At 70.7% G+C, this 23950-nt stretch carries 20 protein-coding genes and 2 tRNA genes; 11 read left to right on the top strand and 11 right to left on the bottom strand.

Annotation, left to right across the window (positions count from 1 at the left end; all coding sequences use genetic code 11):
- The first annotated feature begins 15 nt into the window (after positions 1–15).
- A complete protein-coding gene (locus BLR49_RS05810; protein WP_092534870.1) occupies positions 16–387 on the top strand; it encodes a hypothetical protein in 372 nt (123 codons plus the stop codon).
- Between the two features lie 91 nt (positions 388–478).
- On the opposite strand, the gene BLR49_RS05805 is transcribed toward BLR49_RS05810, so the two are convergent.
- The 9 genes from BLR49_RS05805 to BLR49_RS05765 form a co-directional block, all read right to left on the bottom strand.
- Positions 479–1141, bottom strand: a complete 663-nt coding sequence (locus BLR49_RS05805; RefSeq protein ID WP_092534867.1) for a response regulator transcription factor — start codon at positions 1139–1141, stop codon at positions 479–481.
- A gap of 40 nt (positions 1142–1181) precedes the next feature.
- Positions 1182–2645: a sensor histidine kinase gene (locus BLR49_RS05800; protein WP_425425757.1), complete on the bottom strand. Its 1464-nt coding sequence runs from the start codon at positions 2643–2645 to the stop codon at positions 1182–1184.
- A complete protein-coding gene (locus BLR49_RS05795; protein WP_092534864.1) occupies positions 2642–3748 on the bottom strand; it encodes a phosphotransferase in 1107 nt (368 codons plus the stop codon). The genes BLR49_RS05800 and BLR49_RS05795 overlap by 4 nt, the downstream gene beginning before the upstream one ends.
- Positions 3745–4950 (bottom strand): phosphotransferase family protein, encoded by a 1206-nt coding sequence (locus BLR49_RS05790; protein WP_092534861.1) that lies wholly within the window; start codon positions 4948–4950, stop codon positions 3745–3747. The genes BLR49_RS05795 and BLR49_RS05790 overlap by 4 nt, the downstream gene beginning before the upstream one ends.
- Positions 4937–6814, bottom strand: a complete 1878-nt coding sequence (locus BLR49_RS05785; protein WP_176765793.1) for an ABC transporter ATP-binding protein — start codon at positions 6812–6814, stop codon at positions 4937–4939. The genes BLR49_RS05790 and BLR49_RS05785 overlap by 14 nt, the downstream gene beginning before the upstream one ends.
- Positions 6807–7928, bottom strand: a complete 1122-nt coding sequence (locus BLR49_RS05780) for a glycosyltransferase family 4 protein (protein WP_092534858.1) — start codon at positions 7926–7928, stop codon at positions 6807–6809. The genes BLR49_RS05785 and BLR49_RS05780 overlap by 8 nt, the downstream gene beginning before the upstream one ends.
- On the bottom strand, positions 7928–9145 hold the full coding sequence (locus BLR49_RS05775) for a glycosyltransferase (protein WP_092534856.1): 1218 nt from the start codon (positions 9143–9145) through the stop codon (positions 7928–7930). The genes BLR49_RS05780 and BLR49_RS05775 overlap by 1 nt, the downstream gene beginning before the upstream one ends.
- Entirely contained in the window at positions 9142–10458 is a 1317-nt protein-coding gene (locus BLR49_RS05770; protein ID WP_245690496.1) for a glycosyltransferase family protein, read from the bottom strand. The genes BLR49_RS05775 and BLR49_RS05770 overlap by 4 nt, the downstream gene beginning before the upstream one ends.
- Before the next feature lie 291 nt (positions 10459–10749).
- Entirely contained in the window at positions 10750–12060 is a 1311-nt protein-coding gene (locus BLR49_RS05765; protein ID WP_092534850.1) for an anaerobic C4-dicarboxylate transporter family protein, read from the bottom strand.
- Between the two features lie 342 nt (positions 12061–12402).
- Between BLR49_RS05765 and nadD the strand changes: the two genes are divergently transcribed.
- The 6 genes from nadD (at position 12403) to BLR49_RS05735 (ending at position 16109) form a co-directional block, all read left to right on the top strand.
- On the top strand, positions 12403–13083 hold the full coding sequence (gene nadD, locus BLR49_RS05760) for a nicotinate-nucleotide adenylyltransferase (protein WP_092534848.1): 681 nt from the start codon (positions 12403–12405) through the stop codon (positions 13081–13083).
- A complete protein-coding gene (locus BLR49_RS05755) occupies positions 13076–14722 on the top strand; it encodes a hypothetical protein (RefSeq protein ID WP_092534845.1) in 1647 nt (548 codons plus the stop codon). The genes nadD and BLR49_RS05755 overlap by 8 nt, the downstream gene beginning before the upstream one ends.
- Before the next feature lie 59 nt (positions 14723–14781).
- Positions 14782–15162, top strand: a complete 381-nt coding sequence (rsfS, locus tag BLR49_RS05750; protein WP_092534842.1) for a ribosome silencing factor — start codon at positions 14782–14784, stop codon at positions 15160–15162.
- 27 nt (positions 15163–15189) lie between these two features.
- The gene (locus BLR49_RS05745; protein WP_092534840.1) at positions 15190–15798 is read left to right on the top strand and encodes a histidine phosphatase family protein; all 609 of its coding nucleotides are present in this window, start codon (positions 15190–15192) and stop codon (positions 15796–15798) included.
- Positions 15799–15925: 127 nt separating this feature from the next.
- A tRNA-Ala gene (locus BLR49_RS05740) sits at positions 15926–15998 on the top strand.
- Between the two features lie 38 nt (positions 15999–16036).
- Positions 16037–16109, top strand: a tRNA-Ala gene (locus BLR49_RS05735).
- A 756-nt stretch (positions 16110–16865) separates the two neighbouring features.
- On the opposite strand, the gene BLR49_RS05730 is transcribed toward BLR49_RS05735, so the two are convergent.
- Both BLR49_RS05730 and hisN read right to left on the bottom strand, forming a co-directional pair.
- A complete protein-coding gene (locus BLR49_RS05730) occupies positions 16866–17729 on the bottom strand; it encodes an undecaprenyl-diphosphate phosphatase (protein WP_092534837.1) in 864 nt (287 codons plus the stop codon).
- A 128-nt stretch (positions 17730–17857) separates the two neighbouring features.
- Positions 17858–18691, bottom strand: a complete 834-nt coding sequence (hisN, locus tag BLR49_RS05725; protein ID WP_092534833.1) for a histidinol-phosphatase — start codon at positions 18689–18691, stop codon at positions 17858–17860.
- A 282-nt stretch (positions 18692–18973) separates the two neighbouring features.
- Here hisN and BLR49_RS05720 point away from each other — a divergent pair, with 282 nt between their 5' ends.
- The 4 genes from BLR49_RS05720 to BLR49_RS05705 form a co-directional block, all read left to right on the top strand.
- Positions 18974–21442, top strand: a complete 2469-nt coding sequence (locus BLR49_RS05720) for an ABC transporter permease (RefSeq protein ID WP_092534830.1) — start codon at positions 18974–18976, stop codon at positions 21440–21442.
- Positions 21443–21582: 140 nt separating this feature from the next.
- A complete protein-coding gene (locus BLR49_RS05715) occupies positions 21583–22335 on the top strand; it encodes a type IV toxin-antitoxin system AbiEi family antitoxin domain-containing protein (protein WP_092534827.1) in 753 nt (250 codons plus the stop codon).
- Entirely contained in the window at positions 22336–23262 is a 927-nt protein-coding gene (locus tag BLR49_RS05710) for a nucleotidyl transferase AbiEii/AbiGii toxin family protein (protein ID WP_092534824.1), read from the top strand.
- Between the two features lie 241 nt (positions 23263–23503).
- Positions 23504–23950 (top strand): ABC transporter ATP-binding protein (locus BLR49_RS05705; protein ID WP_143013716.1); only part of this gene is annotated, 447 nt, incomplete at its 3' end.

Raw genomic sequence — 23950 nt, 5'->3', positions numbered from 1 at the left:
CAGGAGGACAGAACCATGAATCCCGACCGTGGCAGGGCGCTGGCGGTAATCGTCGCCGTCGCGGCAGCCTTGCTGCTCGTGTGCGTGGGCGTCCTGGTCATGCGACGCCCGGCCAGTCTCGGTGATGAGCCTGGCATTGCCGTAACACCGGCCGCGACGGCCAGCGCCCCGGTCGCGCGCAGCACCGGCCCCGTCATGAGCCCCTCCGCAGATGACGACCGGTCCGACGACGGTGACGACGATGAGCCCGAGGTGGTGCAGCCGGCCCCGCCGCAGGCCGTCACTCCGCAGACGAGCAGCGACGACACCGACGTCGACGACGATCCTGATCCTGACAACGGTGATGACTCTGATGCTGCGGATGACGATGACAAGGACGATGACTGAGCCCGGCGGTTGACAGCCGCCGGGAGCGGCCGCGCCCCGGGCAGTCATGAGTCGTCTCGGCCGGTAGCCGCCGGTGGCGGCGGGCGAGACCTCAGGAAAGCCGGTAGCCGACTCCGCGCACCGTCTCCAGCCGGTCCTTGCCGAGCTTGCTCCGCAGGTAGGACACGTACACGTCCACCACGTTCGAACCCGGGTCGAAGTCCAGCCCCCACACATTGGCCAGCAGCTGCTCCCGGCTCAGCACCTGCCCGGGGTGGCGCATGAACATCTCGGCGAGCGCGAACTCGCGCGCCGACAGGTCCACCCAGTTCCCGTCCACCCGCACCCGGCGCTTGCGTATGTCAAGGGCGAGGTCCTCGTGCTCCAGGACTCCCGGCTCGGTCGGCGCCGCCTCGCGCGGGCGCAGTCGCAGGCGGATCCTGGCCACGAGCTCGTCGAAGGAGAAGGGCTTGGGCAGGTAGTCGTCGGCGCCGCCCTCCAGGCCGGCCACCCTGTCCGCGACGGATGAGCGGGCGGTGAGCATGATGACCGGGGTGCTCACGCCCTGCCCGCGCAGCCGCTCCAGCACCTCGAACCCATCGATGTCCGGCAGGCCGACATCCAGCAGGATGATGTCGGCGTCTCCCAGCAGTGCCATCTCGATGGCGTCGCGCCCATTGTCCACGACCTTGGGCGCGAATCCGGCGGCCTTGAGGCCCTTGGTGAGGAAGGAGGCGATGCGGGCCTCGTCCTCCACTATCAGTACTGTGCTCATGGCGCGTCCAGAGGCTTGTTCATGTCGTTCACAGGTCTCCTTATGCTGTGTCGGAGGGCGTTTGAGCAGGGGAGGTGAGGGGGAGGCGCAAGGTGAACACGGATCCTCTCCCGACCTCGGAGGTGATGTCGAGTCGGCCGCCGTGGGCGGCGACGATGTTGTCCACAATGCTCAGCCCCAGCCCGGAGCCGGAGGCGCGCCGCTGCGCCTGCGCGGTGCGGGCGAAGCGACGGCGCACCCTCTCCAGGTCCGCGGGGGCGATCCCCATGCCCTCGTCCCGCACCCAGGCGCGCAGCTCGGCGGCGTCCGGGGACGGGCCGGAGGATATGGCCGAGCCGAGCCACACGCGCGAGTCCGCCTCGGAGTACTTGACCGCATTCGCGGCCAGCTGCAGCCAGGCCTGGGTGATGCGTGCCGGGTCGAGCACGGCGGTGCCGGAGGCGCACTCCTCCAACTGCCACCGGCGTTCCCCCAGCGCGCCGGCCTTGTCGAACACCTGCAGAGTCAGCGTCTCCACGTCGGTGGGCTCGGGGGACACGAAGTCGCTCTGGGAGCTGCGGGCGAGCTCCAGCAGCTCGCCGACGAGCGTGCTCATCCGGTCCAGCTCGTCCAGGGCCAGCTCGGAGGTCTGCTGCACATCGGCGGGGTCCTCGGGATCGATGAGCTCCAGGTGCCCGCGCACCACCGTGATCGGGGTGCGCAACTCGTGCCCGACGTCGTCGAGCAGCTCGCGCTGGGCCTCCACCGCCCGCTGCACCCGGTCGAGCATGCGGTTGACCGCGGCCGCCAGTGCGGACAGGTCGTCCCGCCCGCGCACGCGCACCCGGGTGGTCAGGTCGCGCTCGTCAATGGACTCGGTGGCGTTGCGCAGTTCCCAGATGGGACGCAGCAGTCGGCCGATGCCCAGCCAGGCCAGTGCCGTCACCAGTGCCACGGTGACGACCGCCGCTGCCGCGTACAGCCGCATGGTGCGCCACAGGCCCGCCTCGGCGACGTTCAGGTCGACGGCGCGTACCAGGGCCGCCGTCGTGGTCCCATCGGTCACCGGCACCACCAGCACGCGGTAGCGCCCGGCGGCGGTGTCGACGGTCTTGATGGTGGACACGCCCGCCTCCGCCATGGTCAGCAGCCGCTTGACCAGCTCGGCGTCCGCCTCCGGGCGCATGTCGACACCCTCGGCGGACACCAGGCGCACGGAGCCGTCCACGATCCCGAGCTGCCCCTCACCCGAGCCGAGCACCGAGTGCCCCATGTAGGTCTGGAGCACCTGGGTCGGGTCGGTCAGCGGTGTCCCGGTGACGGGATCGACGCCGGTGTCCGCCAGCCGACGCAGCTCCTGGCGGGTCAGCACGAGGCGGTCGTCGATGTCTGCGTGCGTGGAGCGCAGGTCCAGCACCCACACGGCGGCGCCGGACGTCGCCAGCGCCACCGACGCGACCAGGACGATCGTCCACATGATCCGGGTGCGGATGGTCGCCCGGGAGAACGGGGCGGTGACCTTCACGTGTCTATTGTGCCCGGCCCGTCGCGCTCCGTGTCCCCGCGGGCCTCCCAGGCGTCAAGAGGACGGCCGGCCAGGCGCAGGGTGGTGTCGGTCCAGGCGGGCAGCCACGCCTGTGCGCCGGGGCGGAAGGCGTGCACGCAGCTCAGCCGCAGGCGGGACGCCAGGTAGTAGACGGACAGGCGGGGCGCGCCGGCCAGGCCGCGGCCCAGCCCGTGCAGCAGCGCGCTCACTCGCGCGTGCGCCGCCGCGCCAAGCCGCCCCTGGGCGCGCATGAGGTCGACGTGTGCCGCCAGGTTGCCCAGGTCCAGGGCCGGCTCCGCCAGGGCGGCGGTATCCAGGTCGAGCAGGGACAGGGTGCTGCCGTCCCACAGCAGCTGGCCGTCGTGCAGGTCTCGGTGGGAGGCCGCCGGCGCCTCGCCGGGCTCGGCCAGTCGGGCACACACCGCCCCGACGGCGGCCGCGAGCGCCTCCGGTGCGGCCCCGACCGGGGCGAGCGCCCCCAGCGCCTGCGCCCGCCGGTGCCAGCGGCGCAGCACCGCTGCCTCATCCGCCCCGGTGTGCTCCGGCAGCGTCTCGGGGCGGACGGCACCGGGCCACAGCTCGGCCAGTCGCTCCCAGCCGGGCAGGCCGGCGTCCCCCAGGTCGTGCAGCGAGGCTCCGGGCAGCAGCTCCAGGTCCACTCGGGAGGGGGAGCGGTCCAGCACCTCGGCGGTGCGCAGGCCCGCCCGCAGGAACGGGCGGGCCAGATGCGGGTCGGACAGCCTCGCGGCCCGGCCGGCGCGCACCAGCTTGCGCACCCGGTCCGTGCCGAGGACCACGGCGCGCCGTCCGGCCCGGTGCACCACCAGCCTGCCGTCTCCTGACGGCGGCAGCAGGCTCGGCGACAGGTCGGGCAGGGCCGGATCCTCGGCATGGGGCAGCAGCTCCAGCCGCCCGAAGCTGTCGATCCTGCCGGCGCGCAGGCGGCCCGCCGCGTCCAGGCTCTCGAAGACCAGGCCCCGGTCCCCATCGGGCCAGGCCCGGCGCAGCCCGGGCACCTGCTGCAGCCGCGCCATGGCCGACGGCGTGGAGGCGTCGGTGCGGACAGGAGCGGCGGGCCTCATGACGCCTCCCGAGAGCATCCAGCGGCGTCGGCGGCGCGGTCGTGAGTCCGCCGGGCCGGGGCGAGCAGCCGCTCGATCCGATCGATCTCGGCGGCCAGCCGACGGCGCCACTGCTGGTCGCCGTGGCGGAGGGGGTCTTGTATGCGGGCCAGCCGGGCCCGGGCGATGGCGGCCCGCAGCTCGTCCGCGGGCGGTACCCGCCCGCCGGCGTCGGCGTACCCCGCCAGGAGCGCCTGCCCGGATGCGGGGTCGGCCACGGCCAGGTAGGAGCCCAGGTCGACGGCGGCGGGAGCAAGCCGGGCGCGGTCGAAGTCGGTCAGCCAGATCCGCCCGGAGGCCTGCTCGACCAGCACCTGGTCGGGGGAGGCGTCGCCGTGGCACAGCACCGGTAGTCCCTGTGGCGAGAGCGCCGACTCGGGGGCAAGCGCCTGACCGAGCCGACGCACCCGGGCGGCGAGCGTCGGGTCGAGGTGACAGAGCACCTGGGCGTGCGCCAGCGCCAGGGCGCGCGGGCCGGGGCAGGTGGTCTCCAGCTGGTTATGGAGCGCTGCGGGCAGGTCGGTGGTGGCGGCGTGCAGGGCGGCCAGAGCGGCGCCGACCCGGGCCGTGGCCGCCGGGTCGTGGTGACGTTCCAGGTCGGTGTCGCCGACGAATGCCTGCACGCTCAGGTGTGCGTCGTCCGCGTGGCCGGGCGTGGGCAGCGGCGGGGGCACGGAGAGGTGACCGGCGGCGAAGTCCTGGAGGGCGAGGGCGCGGTGCTGGGAGGCGGCGGTGACCCGCACGACGCCCCGGGGCGTGCGTACGACGAGGCGGCGCTGGGGGTTGTAGCGCAGCAGGTTTCCCTCCAGGGTATCCAGGAGCCCGATCTCGCGGGCCCGGGCGATGTGCTTGACCAGCGCCGGATCGGCGGCCACCTCTCCAACCTGGAGCAGCAGGCCGTCGTCGGTGTCGTGCTGGCGGGTGCGCAGCCCCAGGTGCGCGCCGCGACGGGCGGCCTTGGCGGCCTTGACCCGGCTGCCCGGCCACAGCAGCCGGGCCCAGCCGGCCGAGCGTCCGCTGTCCGCCTCCAGCAGGGAGGCCGTCACCGACACTCCGGGCTTGATGCGCAGCCGGGCGGCCCGCACCGGGGCTCCCACCAGCTGGCTGAGCCGGTCCGGGTCGAGCACCGCGTCTACGGCGCTGCGCGTGCTACTGATGAACATGGGTCCTCCTGGAGGCGCCATCGGGGGCATCATCGGCCCGGCCGTTCGTGGGGACGGGGCCCCGCTTGGCGGTGGTGAGCAGCTCCCGCTGTGCGGCGCCCGCAGCCGCCCAGGCCCGGAAGGCCGGGGATTCGGCGAGCAGCCGCTGCGGAGGGCCGTCGAGCTGGACCCGGCCGTTCTCAATCCACACCACCCGGTCGGCGCGCATGGCGACCTCGGTCTCGTGCGTGACCGCCAGCAGGGTGCGGCCGCGCGAGAGCCGGTCGACGGCGTCCAGCACCGCCGTGGAGGAGGCCGGGTCCAAGCCGGTGGTCGCCTCATCCAGGATGACCACCGGGGCGGCGCGCAGCAGGGCCCGCACAATCGCGACCCGCTGGCGCTGCCCGCCGGACAGGGTGCCGCCGCGCTCTCCGACGACGGTGTCGTAGCCGTCGGGCAGGGAGGCGATGAACTCGTGCGCTCCGGCCGCCACCGCGGCCGCCTCCACCTCGGCGTCAGTGGCCTCGGGGCGGCCCATGCGAATGTTCTCCCGGATGGTGTCGGCGAACAGGACCGCCTCCTGGTGCAGCACCGATACCTGGGCGCGCAGTTCGGTCAGGTCCAGGTCCTTCAGGTCATGCCCGTCCAGGCGCACCCGCCCCGCCACCGGGTCGAGCGAGCGCACCACCAGCGAGGTCAGGGTGGACTTGCCGGAGCCGGACGGGCCAATGATCGCCACGTGCTCGCCCGCTGTGATGGCCAGGTTTACGCCGTGCAGGATCTCGTTGCCGTCGTACTCGGTGGTCACGTCCTCGAAGTCCAGGGCGCCACGCACCCGCCCGAGCGGTACCGGGTCTGCGGGGGAGACGATGTCCGGCTGCACCTCCATCAGGTTGGCCACTCGCTCCCCGGAGGCCGCGGCCCGGGCGATGCGGCCGGTGTACTTGGCCATGTCCCGCAGCGGCTTCATGGTGGTGCGCAGGTAGGTGTTGAACAGCACCAGGTCCCCGGGGGTCATGGCGCCGGCCAGCACCCGCAGGCCCCCGCCCACCAGCACCACTGCGGAGGCCAGGCCCACGATCACGTCGGTGGTGCGCTCCAGCCTGGCCGCCAGCCGCAGGGAGCGCACGCCGGCGTGCAGGGAGGTCTGGTTGGCGTTTACGAAGCGGTCCTCCACGATCGGCTCCAGCCCGTAGGCCTGCACCACCTTGATGGTGCTCAGCGCCTCCTGGGCGGTGTTGGCCAGCTGCCCCTCCGACTTGCGGGTGCGGCGGGCGGCGGAGGTGATCTTCTTCGAGCTGCCCGAGGAGGCCAGGAAGAACAGTCCGATCGCGGCCACCACCACGAGTGACAGCAGCGGGTCCAGCCAGACCATCACCCCGAGCATGACCGTCAGGGTCAGCACGTTGGCGGCCAGCGGCAGCCCGGCGGTCACCGCCACGTCCTGCATGCGGGCCACGTCGGATACCAGGCGCTGGACCGTGTCGGCGCTGCGGTTGCGGGAGTGGAACTGCTGGGACAGTGTCTGCACGTGGTGGAAGGCCCGGCGCCGCAGTGCGATCGCGGTGCGGGAGCCCGCCAGGGCGAAGGAGACGGTGGCCAGGTAGTTGCACAGCGCCCGCAGGGCGACGATCGCGATGAGTGCGGCCCCCAGTCCCACCAGCCGTACCAGGCTCGCGGGCGCGTAACCGGTCTCGGCCCCCAGCGAGGACAGCACCGAGTCGATGACGATCTTCATGGGCCAGGGCTCGGCCACGCGGAAGGCCACCTCTGCCAGCAGGGCGAGAGTGCCGCCCGCCACCAGCCCGGCCTGCGGGCGCAGGTTCGGGGCGACCAGGCGCAGGGTGCGGGCCAGGGCGGAGCGAGTGAGCTGGGGCTCAGACATGCTGCACCTCCGCCTGACTGAGGATCTGGGCTACGACGGTGTCCCAGCCGTAGCGCTTCTCGGCGCGGCGGCGTCCGAGCTCGCCCCGTCGGGCGCGCAGCTGCGGGGCGACGGCGAGGTCGTCCAGGGCGGCGGCCAGGGCCGCCGGGTCGGACGGCGGCACCAGCACCCCGATGCCGTCGAGCAGCCGGGGCAGCTGGCCGACGGCGGAGGCGACCACCGGCAGGCCGGCCGCCAGGTACTCCAACACCTTCAGCGGCGAGAAGTACTGCTCGTCCTGGCCGCCCAGGTCCGGGTAGGGGGCCACGCCGATGGCAGTGCCCGCCAGCGCGGCGGGCACGTCCTGAGGGGCGAGGGCCCCGCGGAAGTCCACGTCCAGGCCGAGCTCCACCGCCTGGACGCGCAGGGAGGCCAGCTCGGGGCCATCCCCGATAATGCGCAGGCTCCACTCCTGGCGGGCCAGCGCGGCGGCCCGCAGCAGGTCGGCGACGCCGTGCCAGGGCTTGAGCGTGCCCACGAAGGTGACGATCACGCGGTCGGGGTCCTCCGGGGCGGGAGTAAGCCGCTGCAGGTTGACTCCGTTGGGGATGGTGACGGCACGCGGGGCGTCGGCGTGCCCGCACACCCAGCGGCGCACCGGCTCGGAGACGCACACGATGGTGCGGGCGGCGCGCACCTGGGCGCGCAGGGCCGCCAGCGCCCCCGCCTCGTCCACCAGTTCGCGGTGATGGCGCTGCTCGTCGATCAGCGGGGAGTTCACCTCCAGCACGCCGGGGATGCCAGCGTCGGCCAGGGCGGCCAGGGCGGTGGAGAACAGGGAGTAACGCTCATAGACCAGGTCGGCGCCGTCCGCGCGCACCTGCTCGGACAACAGGGTGGCGGCTTCGGCCTGGGCGCGCTCGCGGGCGGCGGCGTCGGCCGCATCGATCCGGACGATATGCACGTGCAGGTCCGTCAGGTCCGCGGGCACCAGGTTGCCGCGGCGCACCGCGTACACGGTCACGTCGTGGCCGGCGCGGCGCAGCGCCCGCACCACCTCCTGAATGTGGACGGAGGCGCCCTTGGAGCCGAAGACGGGGACGCCCGGGTCGGCGCAGATGTAGGCGATGCGCATCAGTGGCTCTCCTCGAGTTGGGGGCTGGACTGCCAGGCGGACAGGACGGCCGCCTGGGCGCGGGAGTCGAAGTCCCGCTCGATCAGGGCGCGGGCATTGCGGGCCAGCGGGGCCGGGTCCACCGTTCCCTCCGCCAGCTCGCGCAGGGCCCGGGCGAGTGCCTGCGGGTCGCCGGGCGGCAGCAGGATCCCCGTGTCGCCGTCGCGAACCACTTCGGGAAGGCCGGAGACTTCGGTGGCGATCACGGGGGTGCCGCAGGCCATGGACTCCAGGACCACGGTGGGCAGGCCGTCGATGTTGCCGTCGTCGGTCGGGACGCAGGGGGCGGCGAACACCTGGGCGCGGCCCAGCAGGGCGCGCACCTCCGCCTGGGTAAGCGGCCCCAGCAGCCTGACGCGGTCTGCCAGGCCCAGGGCGGTGATCTGCCCCGCAAGGCGGTCGTGCTCCTCGCCCTCCCCGGCGATGTCCGCCACCACCGGCACGCCGGCCTCGGTGAGGATGCCGACGGCGTCGATGAGGTCGTTGAATCCCTTCTTGGGCACCAGCCGACCCACGGCCGCGATGTGCAGGGGGCCGACTGCCGGTGCGGGCGGGCGGAAGGGGAAGCGGTCGAGTTCGAGGGCGTTGTAGCGCAGCTCGATGCGGGCGCCGGTGCCGGCCAGCAGCGAGTGCAGATTGCGCTCGTTGTAGCGGCTGATGGCGATCACCCGGTCGGCGTCGGCACAGATGCGGCGCAGCCACAGCCGGTCGACGGACTCGTGGTAGATGTCCTTGGCGTGGGTGGTGACGGTGTAGGGGATGCCGGCCAGGCGGGAGGCGATCCAGGCGGTGCGGCCCGCCAGGGAGGCGAAGTGCGCGTGCAGGTGGGTGATGCCCGCGTCGCGTGCGCTGCGGGCCAGCGCCGCCCCCTGAGCGACCTCGTCTCCGGGCAGGTCGGCCACAGCGGGCAGGATCTCGGCCAGGTGGGTGCGCATGTCCGGCTCCTTGAGCGAGGAGGCCAGCAGCTCCCACATGTCGATGGCGCGGCGCGGGCGCGGCACCCAGTTCACCTGCGCGCGGATGCGGGCGATCTCGGGGTGGAAGCGGGAGTCGGTGGTGGGGCGCAGGGCGTAGATGGTCAGGTCGTCGCCCAGCGCCTCGCGGGCGAGCATCTCGGTGACCACGAAGGTCTCCGAGAAGCGGGGGTAGACCTTGAGCACGTATCCGATGCGAGTCATGACGCTCTCTCCTGGAGGTGGTGGGTTGCTAGCTGGGGGCGCAGCAGGGCGGCGGCGCGGCGGACGGCGGCGGGCAGGCCATCGGTGTTCAGGCCGGTGCGGGACACGCGCCTGGTAACGGCTCCGGTGGCCCAGGCAGTGAGCCCCTCGGGGCTGAGGTCGGCGGTGCGCATGACGTCGACGGCGTCCGCTGCCTGCAGGGCGCGGGCGCGGATGAGCTGCTCCAGCCGCGGCTGCTCGCGCGGGACCATCAGTGCCGGGGTGGAGGTGGCCAGGATCTCGCAGGCGGTGTTGTAGCCGCCCATGGCGACCACCGCCGCGGCGCGCTCGATCCATCGGCTCAACCCGGGCAGCGCACGGTGCACCTCGGTAGCGGGGCCGGCGGCGGTCTGCACGGCGTCGAAGCCGGCCTCGTCCAACTGCGGTCCGGTGACCAGTACGTGCCGGTGGCCGGGGGGAGGGGCCATGCGGGCGGCGCTGCGCAGCAGCTCGAGGCCGTCCGAGCCGCCGCCGACGGTGGTCAGGACGAAGGGGTCCTCCGGCGCCCGGCGGCCGTGGTCCAGCAGGCTGCGTCCCTTGGCCAGGTAGCCGGTGAAGACGGCGCGGTCGCGCAGGGACATCGGGACCTCGCCGGTGGCCACCGGGTCGTGCACAGCGGGATCGCCGTAGATCCACACCTCGTCGATCAGCTCCCGCAGGTTGGCGGGGGCATCCAGGTTGCGCCACTCGGCGGCGGCGACTTCCGGTGCATCCAGCACCTCTCGCAGACCGAGCACGATCCGGGTGTGGGGACAGGTGGCGCGCAGGTGCTTCAGGGGCGCGCGCAGCTCCTTGCGGACCCCGTAGATGTGGCGGTCCACGATCACCAGGTGCGGGGCGAAGCGCTGCAGGGCGGAGGCCACCAGTCCGGAGCGAAGCGTCGCCAGCGAGTCGGGCGTGCCGCGCAGGCCGCGTGGACGGTAGCCGCCGGAGCTCTTGGTGAAGCCCGGGAGCACCAGCCAGTCGAAGCCGGCGGGGAGGGAGAACCCGGGGGAGGGGGAGACGCCGGCCACGAGCAGGCCGGTGACCGAGGCGCCGGTGAGGGCGGGCAGGTCTGAGGCGATCCGGTGGGCGAGCGCCAGGTTGCGGCGCAGGTGTCCCAGCCCCTGGGCGTCGTGGCTGTAGAGCACCACGCGGATGCTGGGGGAGGGCGGACGCAGCGTTAGGGCGCGCGTCGGCGTGGGGGCGAGGGCCGCGGGTGAAGGCATGGGAACCGACGCGGCGATCGCGGGCGGCGGGGCCAAGGTCTGTGCCGGGGGTTGTCTGTCAGTCATGGGAGTCTTCTTTCCGATCGCCCGATGGCGACTTCATCAATCAGGCTCCCGTCCGCCCAGAAGACGACGATGAGATGACTATGAGAGTCCTCTAAGGCGGGTGCCGGCGTCACCGGCGGCGGACCCGCGTCCTCGATGTTGCGCCCGCCTGGGCGCCGTGAAGGGAAACGGGGAGGGCGTCCGAGTATCGACTCGGACGCCCTCCCCGATCCCATGGCGCCTGGGCTGCCGGACGGCGACGCGACCAGGCCACAGCCTGATTCCGTCGAGTCCGGCCCGCACCGGCCCGGCTCAGATGATGAACGGCGCGATCAGGAAGCCCAGGGCCACACACACGATGATGGCGGCGGTGCCGGGAAGCACGAAGGGGTGGTTGAGCACCATCTTGCCCACGCGTGTGGAGCCGGTGTCGTCCATCTCCATGGCGGCGACCGTCGTCGGGTAGTTGGGCAGCAGGTAGTAGTTCGCCACCGCCGGGTAGGAGGCGACCAGTGCCGTCCCCGGCAGGCCCAGGGACACCATGAGCGGCATGAACGCCCGGGTGGTGGCCGCGTGGGAGAACATGAGCGGTGCCGCGAAGTAGAAGAACACGGCCACCAGCCACGGCGCCGCCTGGAACGGGCCGGACAGCGCGTTGGAGATGGTCTCCTCGTACTGGTTGACGAAGGCGTTGCCCAGCCAGGCCAGACCGAGGATGCACACGGCGGCCGTCATGCCGGCGCGGAAGGTGTCCTGAGTGGCGATTTGCGCCGTGGGCCGCTTGGCTGCGGCACAGATTATCGCGGCCGTCGCCAGCATGATGGTCATGATCGCGGGGGTCGAGCCCATCGGCGGGTCGGACATGATGCCCAGCTCCGGGGAGGAGACGGTCGCGTAGGTGACCACCAGGATCAGGGCGACCAGGAAGATGATGAGGCTCGGAACGGCGCTGGGCGCGGCCTTGTAATCGGCGGCCGCGGCGGCAGACGGCTTGACCAGTCCCTTCGCCTTGCGCTCGAGGTAGACCGGGTCGTCCTCAAGCTCGCTGCCCTGGAAGTAGGCGACGACGGCGCCCACCAGACAGCCGATGAAGGTTGTGGGGATGACAATGGCCAGGCACTGCAAGTAGCCGATGTTGATCGGCTCCAGGGCAACGACCAGGGCGACCATGGCGGCGGAGATCGGAGAGGCGGCCACGCCGACCTGGGAGGAAACGACGGCGATGGACAGCGGCCGGGAGGGGCGGATGCCGTGCCCCTTGGCCACGTCCACAATGACGGGGATGACTGAGTACGCGGTGTGCCCGGTGCCGCACAGCAGGGACATCAGGTAGGTGACAATCGGCGCCAGGAACACAATCTGCTTGGGGTGCTTGCGCAGCAGCACCTCGGTGAGGTGGACCAGGTGGTCCATGGCGCCCGCCAGCTGCAAGGCGGCCACTGTGCAGATCACCGACATGATGATGCCGATGACCTCCCAAGGGGCGTCGTCCGTTGATGTGTGCACGCCGGTCAGTACCAGCACCAGGATGCCGGCGCCGCCGGCCAGGCCAATGCCGACGCCGCCCATGCGGGCACCGATGATTATGAACAGCAGGACGACGGCAAGATGGAACCAGATCATCGTCGGACTCCTTTCGGGATGGGGTCAGCGGCGCCGGCATCCGGCTTCCCGGTCGGAGCCTGTTCCGAGGTTCACCGACATTGGCAGGGACTCGGGTGGAGCACCATTGGCAGGATGACGACAACCTGCTGTGATCGTAGCCATAGTTGGGTGCTGGTGTGTGCGTTTTGCGGCGGTGGATGTCATGACTTGCGGACCGTCGTGGACGTCTCAACATTGGCTTGCCGCGTGTGAGAATCGGTCTGTGCCGGACCGGCGTGGCAGGATGGAGGTGCTCGCGCGCAGTCGGCGAGCGGGACGGACTGGAGGAGAGTGCGTGGAAGGCAGCAAGGAGGGGCGCTCGTGAGTGACAGCACGCGCCCCCTGCGCATCGGCATCATGGGTGGCACCTTTGACCCGATCCACCACGGCCACCTCGTCGCCGCATCCGAGGTGCAGGACGTCTTCAACCTCGATGAGGTCATTTTCGTGCCCACCTGGGCGCAGCCCTTCAAGAAGGACCGGAGGGTCTCTCCTGCCGAGCACCGCTATCTGATGACGGTTATCGCGACCGCTTCCAACCCGCGTTTCACCGTCTCCCGGGTTGATATCGACCGCGGCGGCACGACTTACACAATCGACACGCTCCACGACATCATGGCGGAGTACCCTGGCGCCGAGTTGTACTTCATTACGGGTGCTGACGCGCTCGCCCAGATCCTCACCTGGAAGGACAATGAGGAGATCATGTCCCTGGCGCACATGGTCGGGGTGACGCGGCCGGGGCACGTGCTCACAGACACGGGCCTGCCCGCGGACAAGATCTCGCTGGTGGAGGTGCCCGCCATGGCCATCTCCTCCACCGCCTGCCGTAGGCGCGTCGGCCGGGGCGGACCGGTGTGGTACCTCGTGCCCGACGGCGTGGTCCAGTACATCCGCAAGTACGGTCTTTACCGGATGGCCGAGCGGTCCGCGTCCACCACGTCCATGACCGCCCGTGTTGCGCGTGAGCAGTCCCTGAGGAAGGAGAGCGAAGGTGAGTGAGAACACCGTCGTCAACCAGCCCGAGTCCGGCTCGGCGGGTGCCGCCCCGCGTCGCAGCCGTCGTGCCATGCGGGAGGCGGAGCGAGCTGCCGAGCGCGAGGCCTACCTGACCGGGCAGCAGCCGCTGCTCACCCGCCGCGAGATGCGGCGCCTGCGTCAGGAGGCTGAGGCACTGCAGCAGGCGCTTGAGGCCGGTGAGATCACTCCTGAGCAGGCCCGTGCCCTCCAGGACCCGCTCGCCGATCAGCCCGTCATCCAGGCCCCCGCGCACGAGGCGACCGGGCATCACACCGCTCCCGCAACGCCGGTCGACGGCGTGCCCGCCGAGCAGTCGCCGACGGCGACGCCCGCCACGGCCGAGACGCCGGCCGAACCGGACCTGGAGGCCGAGACGCCGGTGGAGGCGGAGGCCCCGGCCGAACCGGACCTGGAGGCCGAGACGCCGGTGGAGGCGGAGGCCCCGGCCGAACCGGACCTGGAGGCCGAGACGCCGGTGGAGGCGGAGGCCCCGGCCGAACCGGACCTGGAGGCCGAGACGCCGGTGGAGGCGGAGGCCCCGGCCGACGAGGCGCCTACGCCGCTTGCGGAGGAGACCGAGGCGGTCACGCAGCCCGAGGGCGCGCCGTCGGCCCAAGTCCCGGTGGTAATTCCCTCTCCTGAAGCGCCTGCGACGGGCCAGGCCGCCGAGGACGAAAACGCGGAGATCACTCCGGCAACGGATGAGGGCGCGGATGCCGCCCCGGCAGCGGGGGTTCCGGGCGCCGCATCCCCACAGGTGGCGGGCACCAGGCTGACCGATGCGCAGATGGAGGAGATCTCCGCTCTGCCCACCGGCGTCCTCGAGGCCGTCGACGCCCCGATCGCGGCGGAGACCACTGAATCCGCAGAGCCCCGCCCGGTCCCTACCCGACGCTCGCTCAGGCACCGGCGGGCGTCCGACGACGGGCGCAATGCTGAGGAACAGTTGGAGACCGCTGGTACTCGGCAGCCGAGTCCCGCCGCAGTCGGCGGCGACGGCACCGACACTGGTGAGCTCCCGGTCCAGTCGGCCGAGCAGGTCGCGGAGCAGGAGCAGCAGGATGGCGCCGGGACGCCGTCGGAGGAGGCCGAGGCGGCCGCGCCGACCCGTCGCCCGATCGTCCGTATTCCGGCCGCCGCTCAGGGCGTGCGCACGGTGGATACAGACACGGGCGAGCTGAGCGCCGTCCAGCCGGTCATCCAGCCGGACGCGGCGCTGCAGGTCTCGCAGCAGTCCGGCTCTGACCTTCGTGAGGAGACCGACGGTATCGACGATACCGAGGCTCAGCCCGATGCCGTCGAGATCTATGACGGCATAGACAATCCGCAGTGGCCCTCCCTGGATGCGGCGGAGTCAGCGGCGAGCGACGATGCAGTGGAGACAGTCGCTGCTACGACCCCGGCGGCCGCCGTGGAGGACACTGACGAGCGGGTAGCTGCGGCGCCGGGAAAGGCCCAGGGCGGCTCAGGTCCGGGACGAATCCTGCTGGTAATTCTCCTGGCAGTGGTACTCGCATTGGTGGTACTTGCGGTTTTGTGGTACTTGGACAACAGTGGTGCAATCTCCATCTTTTCTCAAAGCACCGAGGCAATCGAAACCTGGACGCGGCTGGTGATCTGACCCCACCTCGCCGCTAGAGTTAAAGGCAGAGCCCAACCACCAGCCGCAGAAGGAGCCCCGTGCCCGCCACTGAACACGCCGTCGAGTTGGCCGCCGCAGCGGCCCGTGCCGCCGCAGAGAAGAAGGCGGAGAACGCCGTCGCCATCGATGTCTCCGAGCGCCTGGCCTTCACGGATATCTTCCTGATCGTCTCCGCCGCCAATGACCGCCAGGTACGCGCTGTTGTCGATGCCGTAGAGGAGGCCATGTTCAAGGCGGGTGCCAAGGCCCGGGTGCGAGAGGGACTCGAAGAGGCCAACTGGGTGCTCCTGGACTACGCCGACGTCGTTGTGCACGTGCTGCGGGACGAGGATCGCGAGTACTACGGGCTCGAGCGGTTGTGGAAGGACTGCCCGATGGTGCCCCTCCCCGCCGTCGAGCCGGAGCCCGCCCAGGGCTGAGGCCAGGCTCGTCGGAGCGTGTAGATCATGACGAGACTGATCCTGTGGCGGCACGGGCAGACCGACTACAACGCCGGGATGCGCGTGCAGGGACGCATCGACATCCCCCTCAACGAGGCCGGCCGTGAACAGGCGCGGGCGGCGGCGCCCGGGTTGGCCGCACTGGATCCGGTGCGCATTGTCTCCTCCCCGCTGATCCGCGCCCGGCAGACCGCGCATGCTCTGGCTGAGCTGACCGGCACGGAGGTCGAGTTCGACGAGGGGCTGCTCGAGCGCTCCTTCGGCCGCTGGGAGGGGCTGGCGCGTGCCGACATGGAGGCGCACTGGCCCGAGGAGTACGCCGCCTGGCGCCGGGGGGAGGATCCCGCCGGAGTGGGCGTGGAGACTCGGGCCGCTACTTCGGCGCGCGTGGGAGGTACGCTGCGGCGCATCCTTCAGGAGACGATGTCGGCTGAGGATCGAACCGTCGTGGTCGTCTCTCACGGCTCGGCGATCACGCTCGGCGTGAGCCACCTGCTGGGGCTAGATTCGGGCTCCTGGTTCGGGCTGCGGAGCATGGACAACTGCCGTCATGCGGTGCTGCTGCCGGGGGAGCGTCAGCCCGGCTGGATGCTGGCCGAGTGGAATGCGCAGTAAACGCTCCGGTGTGCGGGCGGCAGCGGTTTCGAGCGGACGGGTGAGGCACTGCACGTGTTTCTGATTTGCTCGGGACGCGTCTGACTCCGTAGAGTTTGGGCGTTGCCCGCGAGGGCGGCACCCGCGAGGGGCTATGGCGCAGTTGGTAGCGCGCTTCCATGGCATGGAAGAGGTCGGGGGTTCGAATCCCCCTAGCTCCACGATCACCACCGCGGGCGCGGTGGGCAGGTCATCCTTAGGGGCTATGGCGCAGTTGGTAGCGCGCTTCCATGGCATGGAAGAGGTCGGGGGTTCGAATCCCCCTAGCTCCACGCAGACTCGTGAGTCATGGGCTCCGCCGTGGGCGGGGCTTTTTTCGTACCCGACTGGATTGCGCTTGTGGTCAGGACGCCGGCGCGGGGCTGCCTCTGGTGCTTGCGGGTTATCGGCGCGAATGTGGTGCTTTGGGCCGGCGTGTCGGCGGAGGCGTGCTGCCGGCCTCCTCGGTTTGGACCGCTGTCCCCCTGTTCGGACCCCGAGAGTCCGTTTGGACCGCCGTTGCATGCGGCGTGGACGGTCCGAACCGGCGCAAGGGGTCCGAACCGGCGCAAGGGGGTCCAAGCCGGCGCAAGGGGGTCCAAACTCGGGGCGGTTCAGCGTCGGTGCACGGTCGGTGTACACCTGGGAGCCCGCCTGGCCGGGCGGGGCGGGAGCGGGCGGACCGGCACCAGGCGGCGTGGCGGCCGGGGCCCGGCAGGCGGTGCGCATCCGCCGTTGGGTGCCTGCGACGTGGTGCGGCCGGACTTCTTCATAGGGGTCTGGCAGATCGGGCAGAGCCCTTGCCCGCGGGGACCGTGTTCTCACGGCCCGCACATCTGCCCGCGGATGCCAGGCACCGGCCCGGATCAACCCCCAGACCATAATCGCCCCGGCTTTCGCGCACCACACCAACCAAGACCCCGACATTAAACACCATCATCGCGCCGACAACTCCTGGATTGCGTGTGTGGTCAGGACGCCGGCGCGGCTGCCTCTGGTGCTTGCGGGTGTGATTGGGCGGGGCCGACCCGTGAGCGCGCCGCTAAGGCTCAGGCGGCGATGGTGCCGGTTCCCACCAGCGCGATGATCAGCAGGCCCAGCAGCACGCGGTAGATGAGGAAGCCGGTGAACTTGTTGGAGGAGACGAAGCGCAGCAGCCAGGCGATGGTCGCGTAGGCCACCAGGCCGGAGACCACCGTTGCGATCAGGGTGGCGCTCCAGCCCACCGTCGCGGAGATGTCACCAGCTGCGGTTACCGCCTCCAGGGCGCCGGCGGCCAGCAGCGCCGGGATGCCCATGAAGAAGGACAGCCGGGTGGCGGTTACTCGGTCGAAGCGCAGGAACAGTCCCGCGGAGATGGTCGCCCCGGAGCGGGAGATGCCGGGGAAGACGGGCGCGAGCGCCTGGAAGGCGCCGATGGTCAGGGCGTCCTTGATGGACACCTCCCGCATGCCCTTGCCCGCAGAAGTGTGGGCGGCGCCGGAGGGGCCGTCGCTGCGCCGGTCCGCCAGCCACATGACGCCCGACCACAGGATCAGCGCGCCGGCGATCACCCACAGGGATCGGGAGGTCACTTCAATGAAGTCCTTGAACAACAGGCCCACCGCGGCCACCGGGATCGACCCGAGGATGATGCCCCAGCCCAGCGTGTAGTCGGGATCGGTGCGCGCCTCGGTGTTGGCCAGGCCCTTGAGCCAGGCGGCGACGATGCGCACGATGTCGCTCCAGAAGTAGACGACGGCGGCCAGGATCGCGCCTACCTGGATGATGGCGGTGAAGGCGGTCATGCCAACGTCGTCGATTTTGTAGCCGAGCAGTTTCTCGACGATGTTCAGGTGCCCGGTGGAGGAGACGGGCAGGAACTCGGTGATGCCCTCGACGATGCCGAGGATGACGGCGTGCAGCCAGTTCATGAGGCTCCCAGGGATCGGGTGCAATTAGTTCCCTGAGAGGCTACCGGGCGCGGGCCGCGGTGTGCGCGTCTGGGCGTGTGGAACCGGCCTCAGCCGCCCGGCAGCGCTCGCCTGATGGGCGGCCCAGGTCAGTCAGTCTCGGCCGACAGGTGCTCCAGGACCGCCTCATGCAGCAGGGTGTTGGTGGCCACGGCGCTGCCGCCCCAGGGGCCCGGCTCGCCGGCCAGGGAGGTGAAGCTGCCGCCCGCCTCGGTGACGATCGGCACCAGCGCACCCATGTCGTACAGCTCCAGCTCCGGCTCGGCGGCCAGGTCCACCGCGCCCTCCGCCAGCAGCATGTAGGACCAAAAGTCCCCGTAGGCGCGGGTGCGCCAGCAGGCCTGCATGAGTGAGAGCATGCCGCGGAGCCGCCGTCGCTCGGCCCAGCCGGACAGCGAGGAGTAGGACAGGGAGGCGTCCTCCAGGCTCGCCACGCTGGACACGTGCAACTGGCGGGCCGAGGCCAGGGAACGGCCGGTCCAGGCGCCGCCGCCCCGCACCGCCCACCAGCGCCGTCCGAGCGCCGGCGCGGAGACCAGGCCGACGACGACCTCGCCGTCCTCGACCAGGCTGATGAGCGTGGCCCACACGGGTACGCCCCGCACGAAGTTCTTGGTGCCGTCGATCGGGTCGATCACCCATTGGCGGGGGGAGTGGCCGGTGGTGCCGAACTCCTCGCCGAGCACCGAGTCGCGGGTGCGGGCGCGGGCCAGGTAGTCGCGGATCAGCCGTTCGGCCTCGCGGTCGGCCGCGGTCACGGGGGTCAGGTCGGGCTTGGTCTCCACCTCGAAGTCCTGGGCGTCGAAGTGGGCCTGGGTGAGCGGGTCCACCTGGTCGGCGATGGTGTGGGCCAGGTGCAGGTCGTCGCGCCAGCGGCGCTCCGCGGCGGGCGGCGTGGGGGAGGAACCGGCGTTGCTGCTCATGGCACGAGGGTAGACGGCGCCGACCCGGATCCCGTGGTGGCCGGGCCGCGGGCGGTTCGATTGGCGTGGCAGGCCGTGCCACGCCTGCTGCAGCGCGCCGGCCCCGGCCCTCATCCTGCGGGAGGAGATGCCACGGGTCGAAGGTTGCAGACGGCGGTGGGCTTTGGTACCGCAGGACCCCGGAAAGATCCGTCGAAGTGAGGTTTCGGGCGCGCCGGCACGCTCCTAGCGTGGGCCTCAACTGCTCCGGATGCGCCGGAACCAAGTGAAGGAGCCCCGCCCATGCCCGCCATGCTCGACCTGCGCCGCACCCTGGCCGCCCTGGTGGCGGTGGCCATGAGCGCGGCGCTAATAGTCTTCAGCTTCATCGTCTCCGACACGGCCACCACCCAGATGACCGCCGCCGCCCGCGCCAGTCTGGGGGACGCCGACGTCGTCGTCCTGCCCGAGCGAGGCGGGGAACTGTCCGACGCTGCCGCCTCCACCCTGTCCGCGGCTCCCGGCGTGGCCGGTGTGCGCAGCTATTCGGAGGGAACCATCTGGATCGACCGCATGGGCAGCGGCGGCGGCACCGAGTTCACCTACGTGCTGGACGTGCCCTCCCTGTCCGGCAGCACGCGCCTGACGGAGGGGCGCCTGCCGGAGAAGGAGGGCGAGATCGCGGTCTCGCCCTCGGTGGCCGAGCAGGATGTCGCGGTCGGCAGCGCCATGGCGCTCAAGGACGATCCAGTCGCGGTCCCTACCACCGCCACCGTGGTGGGTGTGATCGCCCCCGGCCCCGAGATCACCCGCTGGAGCACCGATGAGCAGTACATCTTCGCCACCGCCGACGAGCGCGCCGCCCTGGGACTGTCGACGGCGCCGGCTGCCCTGTACGTCAGTGCCACGGACGGCATGAGCACGCAGGAGCTCATGGACTCCGTCTCGCAGGCCCTCGACGCGGCCGGTTTGGACGCCAGCGTCTACGCCGCCTCCGACATCGTCATGATGCGCGCGTCGAACATGGGCGACATGAACTCCACCACGCAGATGCTGTTGCAGTTGCTCGGCCCGGTGTGCGCGGTGGTGGCCGGGATCGTGATCGCCACGACCTTCTCCACCCTGGTGGCGCGGCAGGCCCGGCAGGTCGGGCTGCTGCGCTGCATCGGTGCGGGTCGCGCCCAGGTGTTCGGTTCGGTGCTGCGCAGCGCCCTGGCCACCGGCCTGGCGGGCTCGGCGGTGGGCACGCTCCTGGGCGTGGTGCTGGCAGGCCTGTTGACCCGCTCCGGGCTGGTCGATGGCCTGGAGACGCGCTACCTGACGGTCAACCGGCAGACCATGGTGCTGGCGGTGGTGCTCAGCACCGCGGTGACGCTGGTGGCGGTGGTGCGCCCCGCCCGTCAGGCGACTCGTGTATCCCCGCTGGTGGCCCTGACGGGGCAGGTGGCCGATGAGCGTTCGCTGAGCCGTCGCCGGATGCGGACCGCCGCTGCCGGGGTGGTGGTTGCCCTGATCGGCCTGGGCATCACCTGGCTGAGCATGTGGGCGCAGGTGGTCATCTACACGGCCGTGGGTGCGGTGCTGATGGTGCTGGGCGTGCTGGCGGGGCTGCCGCTGCTCGTCGTCGGCGGGGCCCGGCTGGTGGAGTGGCTCGGTGGTGGTGCCCGCCGGCCCGTGCTGCACCTGGCCGCCCGCAACCTGGCGCGCAATCCGGGGCGCGCCGCCGCCACGACCGCCTCGCTGCTGGTCACGGTCACGGTCGGCGCCACCCTCCTGTCCGGTATTGCCACCACCAGCGCCTCCGTGAACGCCATTATGGGCGCCAGCACGCCGGTCGACATCCGCGTGGACGGGATCACCGTCGCCGACGACGCCGCGGCGCTGGCCGCCCGCGCAAAGACCGCCGACGGTGTGGAACAGGCGGCGGTGGTCCCCGTACTGGAGGTGGGCATCACCCCGAGCACCTACGAGGTAGACGAGATCACCGTGTCCGCGGTGGACCCGGCCGCGGTCGCCCCGGTTCTGCGTTCTGACAAGGGCCTGGAGGGGCTGGACGACGATACCCTCGTCCTGGCCAACAACTACGGTCTGGCCGAGGGCACGGCCGTCACCCTAACCGGCTCTGAGGGCAGCAGGGAGTTGACCGTGCACGTGGCCGAGTCCGGTATCGGGCCGGTCGTCACCCGGGCGGTCGCCGCCGAGCTGTCCGGAGGCGAGGTCACGGCCACCTCCCTGTGGGTGCGCACCGCCGGGGACGGCACCGACACCAGCGTGGTCGATGCGGTGCGCGACGCCCTGCAGCGGCCCGACCTGGTGGTCAGCACCTCCGCCACCGAGCGCACCAGTCTCAATAACCAGGTTGGTCGTATCGTCACCATCATTGTGGCGGTGCTGGCCTTCACCCTGCTGATCACCCTGTCCGGGCTGGCCAACACCACCGACGTGAGTGTGCTGGAGCGCTTCCGGGAGATCGGGGTGCTGCGCGCCACCGGGGTGCAGCGCGGCCAGGTGCGGCGCCTGTTCATCACCGAGGCGGTGCTCACCTCCCTGCTGGGCGGGTTGCTCGGGGCGGCTGTGGGGACGGTGTGCGGTATGACAGCCGTGGTCGCCGTGTTCGGGCTCGACGCCGCGGACAGCCTGGTGCTGCAGGTGCCCTGGCTGGGACTCGCCGGGATTCTGCTGGCCGCCGCGGCCATCGGTGTGCTGGCGGCGCTGCGGCCCGCCGGCCGCGCCGCCGCCGTCGCTCCGGTGAGCGCGCTGGCCCAGGAGTAGGGAGCGGCCCGGGGTTCGGGGCGGCCGCTCCGAGCGAGGCAAGTCGGAGACAGGAGAGCTTCGCTTAGCTACTGTGCTGGCATGCACCCTCCTGCTGCGTTTGCTACATTATAGATGTAGCAAACGCAGCAGGAGGTCGTATGAGAACCGCAGACGCACTCCGCACGTTATCTTCCGCCACTGGTTCGCAGCGAGGCCTGATCACCACGGCTCAGGCCTCACGGCTCGGCATCGACCGAACCACACTCACCCGCCTGACTGCCTCCGACGGGCTGGTCCGTATTCGCCACGGCGTGTACGCACTGCCCGGCTCTGAAAGTGATCTGCACCAGGATGTTCGCGGCGCATGGCTAAGTACGGACCCGGGGCGGTTCGCAGACGAGCGCGTCGATGACCCGGACAGCCCCGCCGTTTCTCACACGTCCGCAGCGGCGCTGCACGGTATCGGCGAACTTATTCCGAGTCGTCATTCCTTGACGGCTCCAACCAGGAAACAGACTCGCCAGCCTGATATCCGCTACCGACAGGCCCCACTCACTGACAGCGATGTAACCGTCGTCGACGGCATTTCGGTCACCACCGTCCCGCGAACCATTGCCGACCTGGCCGCTGATCACACCGACGTGGAGCATCTTGCGGCAGCCGTGAGAGACGCTGTCGGCACTTCGCAGGCCGACCTCGAGGAGATCGCCGTAGCGCTTGAGCCCTACACATCCGCGTACGGGCACAAAACCGGAGCCGATCTCGTCGCCGCACTCCTGACGATCGCCGGCCCGCCGTCTGCAGCCCTCCAAACCATCCGGTACGCGCCTGCAACGCTGATCCCGCAGATGGGGCTGGATGAGGCAACGACTCGGCGTCTGACTGCGGCTGTTCACGGGATGGGGGCGTAGATGATTGACCGGCTCGCCGCTTCGCGTCTGCGGCAGTCGTTGAACTCGCGCATCAGGCTTGAAGCCAGACGCCGCGGAGTCACTGCCGACGATATTCGTCAGCAGTACGTCTTCGCGCTGCTGACTAAGCGCCTGTTCGCCGATGAGACGGATGCGTGGCTGCTTTTGGGCGGTAACGCGCTGCTCATACGCACTCGGGGTGGCCGCTTCACCCGCGACGTCGACCTTGCCCGCGCACATGGCTGGACTGACGTGAAAGAGCTGAGAGAAGAACTCAAGTCGGCCCTGAGCCGACCCATTGATTCTGATCCGTTCCGTTTTGAACTCCTCAACGTGTCGCCGCACAGCGCGCCCGATGCTTACGACTATGGAGTTCTGACGGCAAAGGCCGACGTCCGGGTCCTGCTCGGGGCCTCCGAGTTCAGCCGTTTCAGCATAGACATAACCACCCGGCGCCACATCAACGGTCCTGTTGACCGGCTTACCCCAGCACCGATCATCCAGCATGAGACGATCGCGGATCTACCGCCTGTGCCCACAGTGCCTGTTGAGAACCATCTTGCGGACAAGATCTGTGCGCTATACGAACTGCACGGAGAGACACGCACGGCTTCCACGCGCTACCGCGATTTGGCAGACATCGTTCGCATCATTGTCAACCTCGACTTCGACGCCGCGAGACTGAGCGAAGTGGTGGATCACGAGTCCAGTCGCCGGCGAATCCCGAGGCCAACCGCGCTCGTCTCGCCTTCCCCGGGGTGGGAGCGTGCCTACTCCATTCAGGCGCGCGAGTTCGCCGAGTTTCCGGCAGCGCTTTATTCGCTCGACGCCTCGCTCAAGGTGGCCGCTGCGTGTCTGGATGAGGTCCTCAACGGTTCACGTCGTCAGGGACGCTGGGACCATACCTCCGCCCAATGGCGAGACTGAGGTTCCGATGTGGACCGCGGCTCGTGCAGGCGGAAGGCCGGCGTCAGGGACTACCCCGAGTTGGTGTGACTGTGGTCTCGTGCTGGAGGGTGAGACGGGGGTGGTGCGAAGGTGGTAGACGGCGCTGAGACTTTTGTCCGCGGCCGTCCGATAGTTCCGTCTTTCGGCGTATTTTCAATGGTTTCTGGGGTTCCTAGGGTTTAACCCGTCAGCCAGTTCAAGCCGTTACGGAGGGATCCCGATGTCCGCCCCCACCGAATCCACCTACCTGGGCCTGTCCGGCGCCGACCCGGCCGCCCCGAAAGTGGTCGAGGCCCGCATGCTCACCAAGATCTACGGCACCGGCGGGGCACAGGTCACCGCCCTGGACCACGTCTCCCTGGCCGTCAGCCGCGGCCAGTTCGTCGCCGTCATGGGGCCCTCCGGCTCGGGCAAGTCCACCCTGCTGCACTGCCTGGCCGGACTGGACACCCCGAACTCCGGCAGCGTGTTCATCGCCGGGAAGGACCTGGCCCGGATGAACGACCGGCAGTTGACGGCGGTGCGCCGCGACCAGCTCGGCTTCGTCTTCCAGGCCTTCAACCTGCTGCCGCAGCTGACCGCGGAGGAGAACATCCTGCTGCCGCTGCGGCTGGCCCACCGCAAGCCCGAGCGGGACTGGTATGACGCCGTAATCGACTCCCTAGGG

The sequence above is a fragment of the Actinomyces ruminicola genome (assembly GCF_900103885.1).
In the GTDB taxonomy this organism is placed as follows: domain Bacteria; phylum Actinomycetota; class Actinomycetes; order Actinomycetales; family Actinomycetaceae; genus Actinomyces; species Actinomyces ruminicola.
The sequence above is the reverse complement of the archived record's forward strand: the minus strand, read 5'-3'. Positions and strand labels throughout refer to the sequence as shown.

What these genes read in the sequence shown, in the direction of transcription:
- BLR49_RS05805 (WP_092534867.1), bottom strand. Translation starts at nt 1,141, where the DNA reads ATGAGCACAGTACTGATAGTGGAGGACGAGGCCCGCATCGCCTCCTTC.
- BLR49_RS05710 (WP_092534824.1), top strand. Translation starts at nt 22,336, where the DNA reads ATGATTGACCGGCTCGCCGCTTCGCGTCTGCGGCAGTCGTTGAACTCG.
- BLR49_RS05810 (WP_092534870.1), top strand. Translation starts at nt 16, where the DNA reads ATGAATCCCGACCGTGGCAGGGCGCTGGCGGTAATCGTCGCCGTCGCG.
- hisN (WP_092534833.1), bottom strand. Translation starts at nt 18,691, where the DNA reads ATGAGCAGCAACGCCGGTTCCTCCCCCACGCCGCCCGCCGCGGAGCGC.
- BLR49_RS05730 (WP_092534837.1), bottom strand. Translation starts at nt 17,729, where the DNA reads ATGAACTGGCTGCACGCCGTCATCCTCGGCATCGTCGAGGGCATCACC.
- BLR49_RS05765 (WP_092534850.1), bottom strand. Translation starts at nt 12,060, where the DNA reads ATGATCTGGTTCCATCTTGCCGTCGTCCTGCTGTTCATAATCATCGGT.
- BLR49_RS05775 (WP_092534856.1), bottom strand. Translation starts at nt 9,145, where the DNA reads ATGACTCGCATCGGATACGTGCTCAAGGTCTACCCCCGCTTCTCGGAG.
- BLR49_RS05770 (WP_245690496.1), bottom strand. Translation starts at nt 10,458, where the DNA reads ATGACTGACAGACAACCCCCGGCACAGACCTTGGCCCCGCCGCCCGCG.
- BLR49_RS05745 (WP_092534840.1), top strand. Translation starts at nt 15,190, where the DNA reads ATGACGAGACTGATCCTGTGGCGGCACGGGCAGACCGACTACAACGCC.
- BLR49_RS05720 (WP_092534830.1), top strand. Translation starts at nt 18,974, where the DNA reads ATGCCCGCCATGCTCGACCTGCGCCGCACCCTGGCCGCCCTGGTGGCG.
- BLR49_RS05780 (WP_092534858.1), bottom strand. Translation starts at nt 7,928, where the DNA reads ATGCGCATCGCCTACATCTGCGCCGACCCGGGCGTCCCCGTCTTCGGC.
- BLR49_RS05790 (WP_092534861.1), bottom strand. Translation starts at nt 4,950, where the DNA reads ATGTTCATCAGTAGCACGCGCAGCGCCGTAGACGCGGTGCTCGACCCG.
- BLR49_RS05715 (WP_092534827.1), top strand. Translation starts at nt 21,583, where the DNA reads ATGAGAACCGCAGACGCACTCCGCACGTTATCTTCCGCCACTGGTTCG.
- BLR49_RS05785 (WP_176765793.1), bottom strand. Translation starts at nt 6,814, where the DNA reads ATGTCTGAGCCCCAGCTCACTCGCTCCGCCCTGGCCCGCACCCTGCGC.
- BLR49_RS05795 (WP_092534864.1), bottom strand. Translation starts at nt 3,748, where the DNA reads ATGAGGCCCGCCGCTCCTGTCCGCACCGACGCCTCCACGCCGTCGGCC.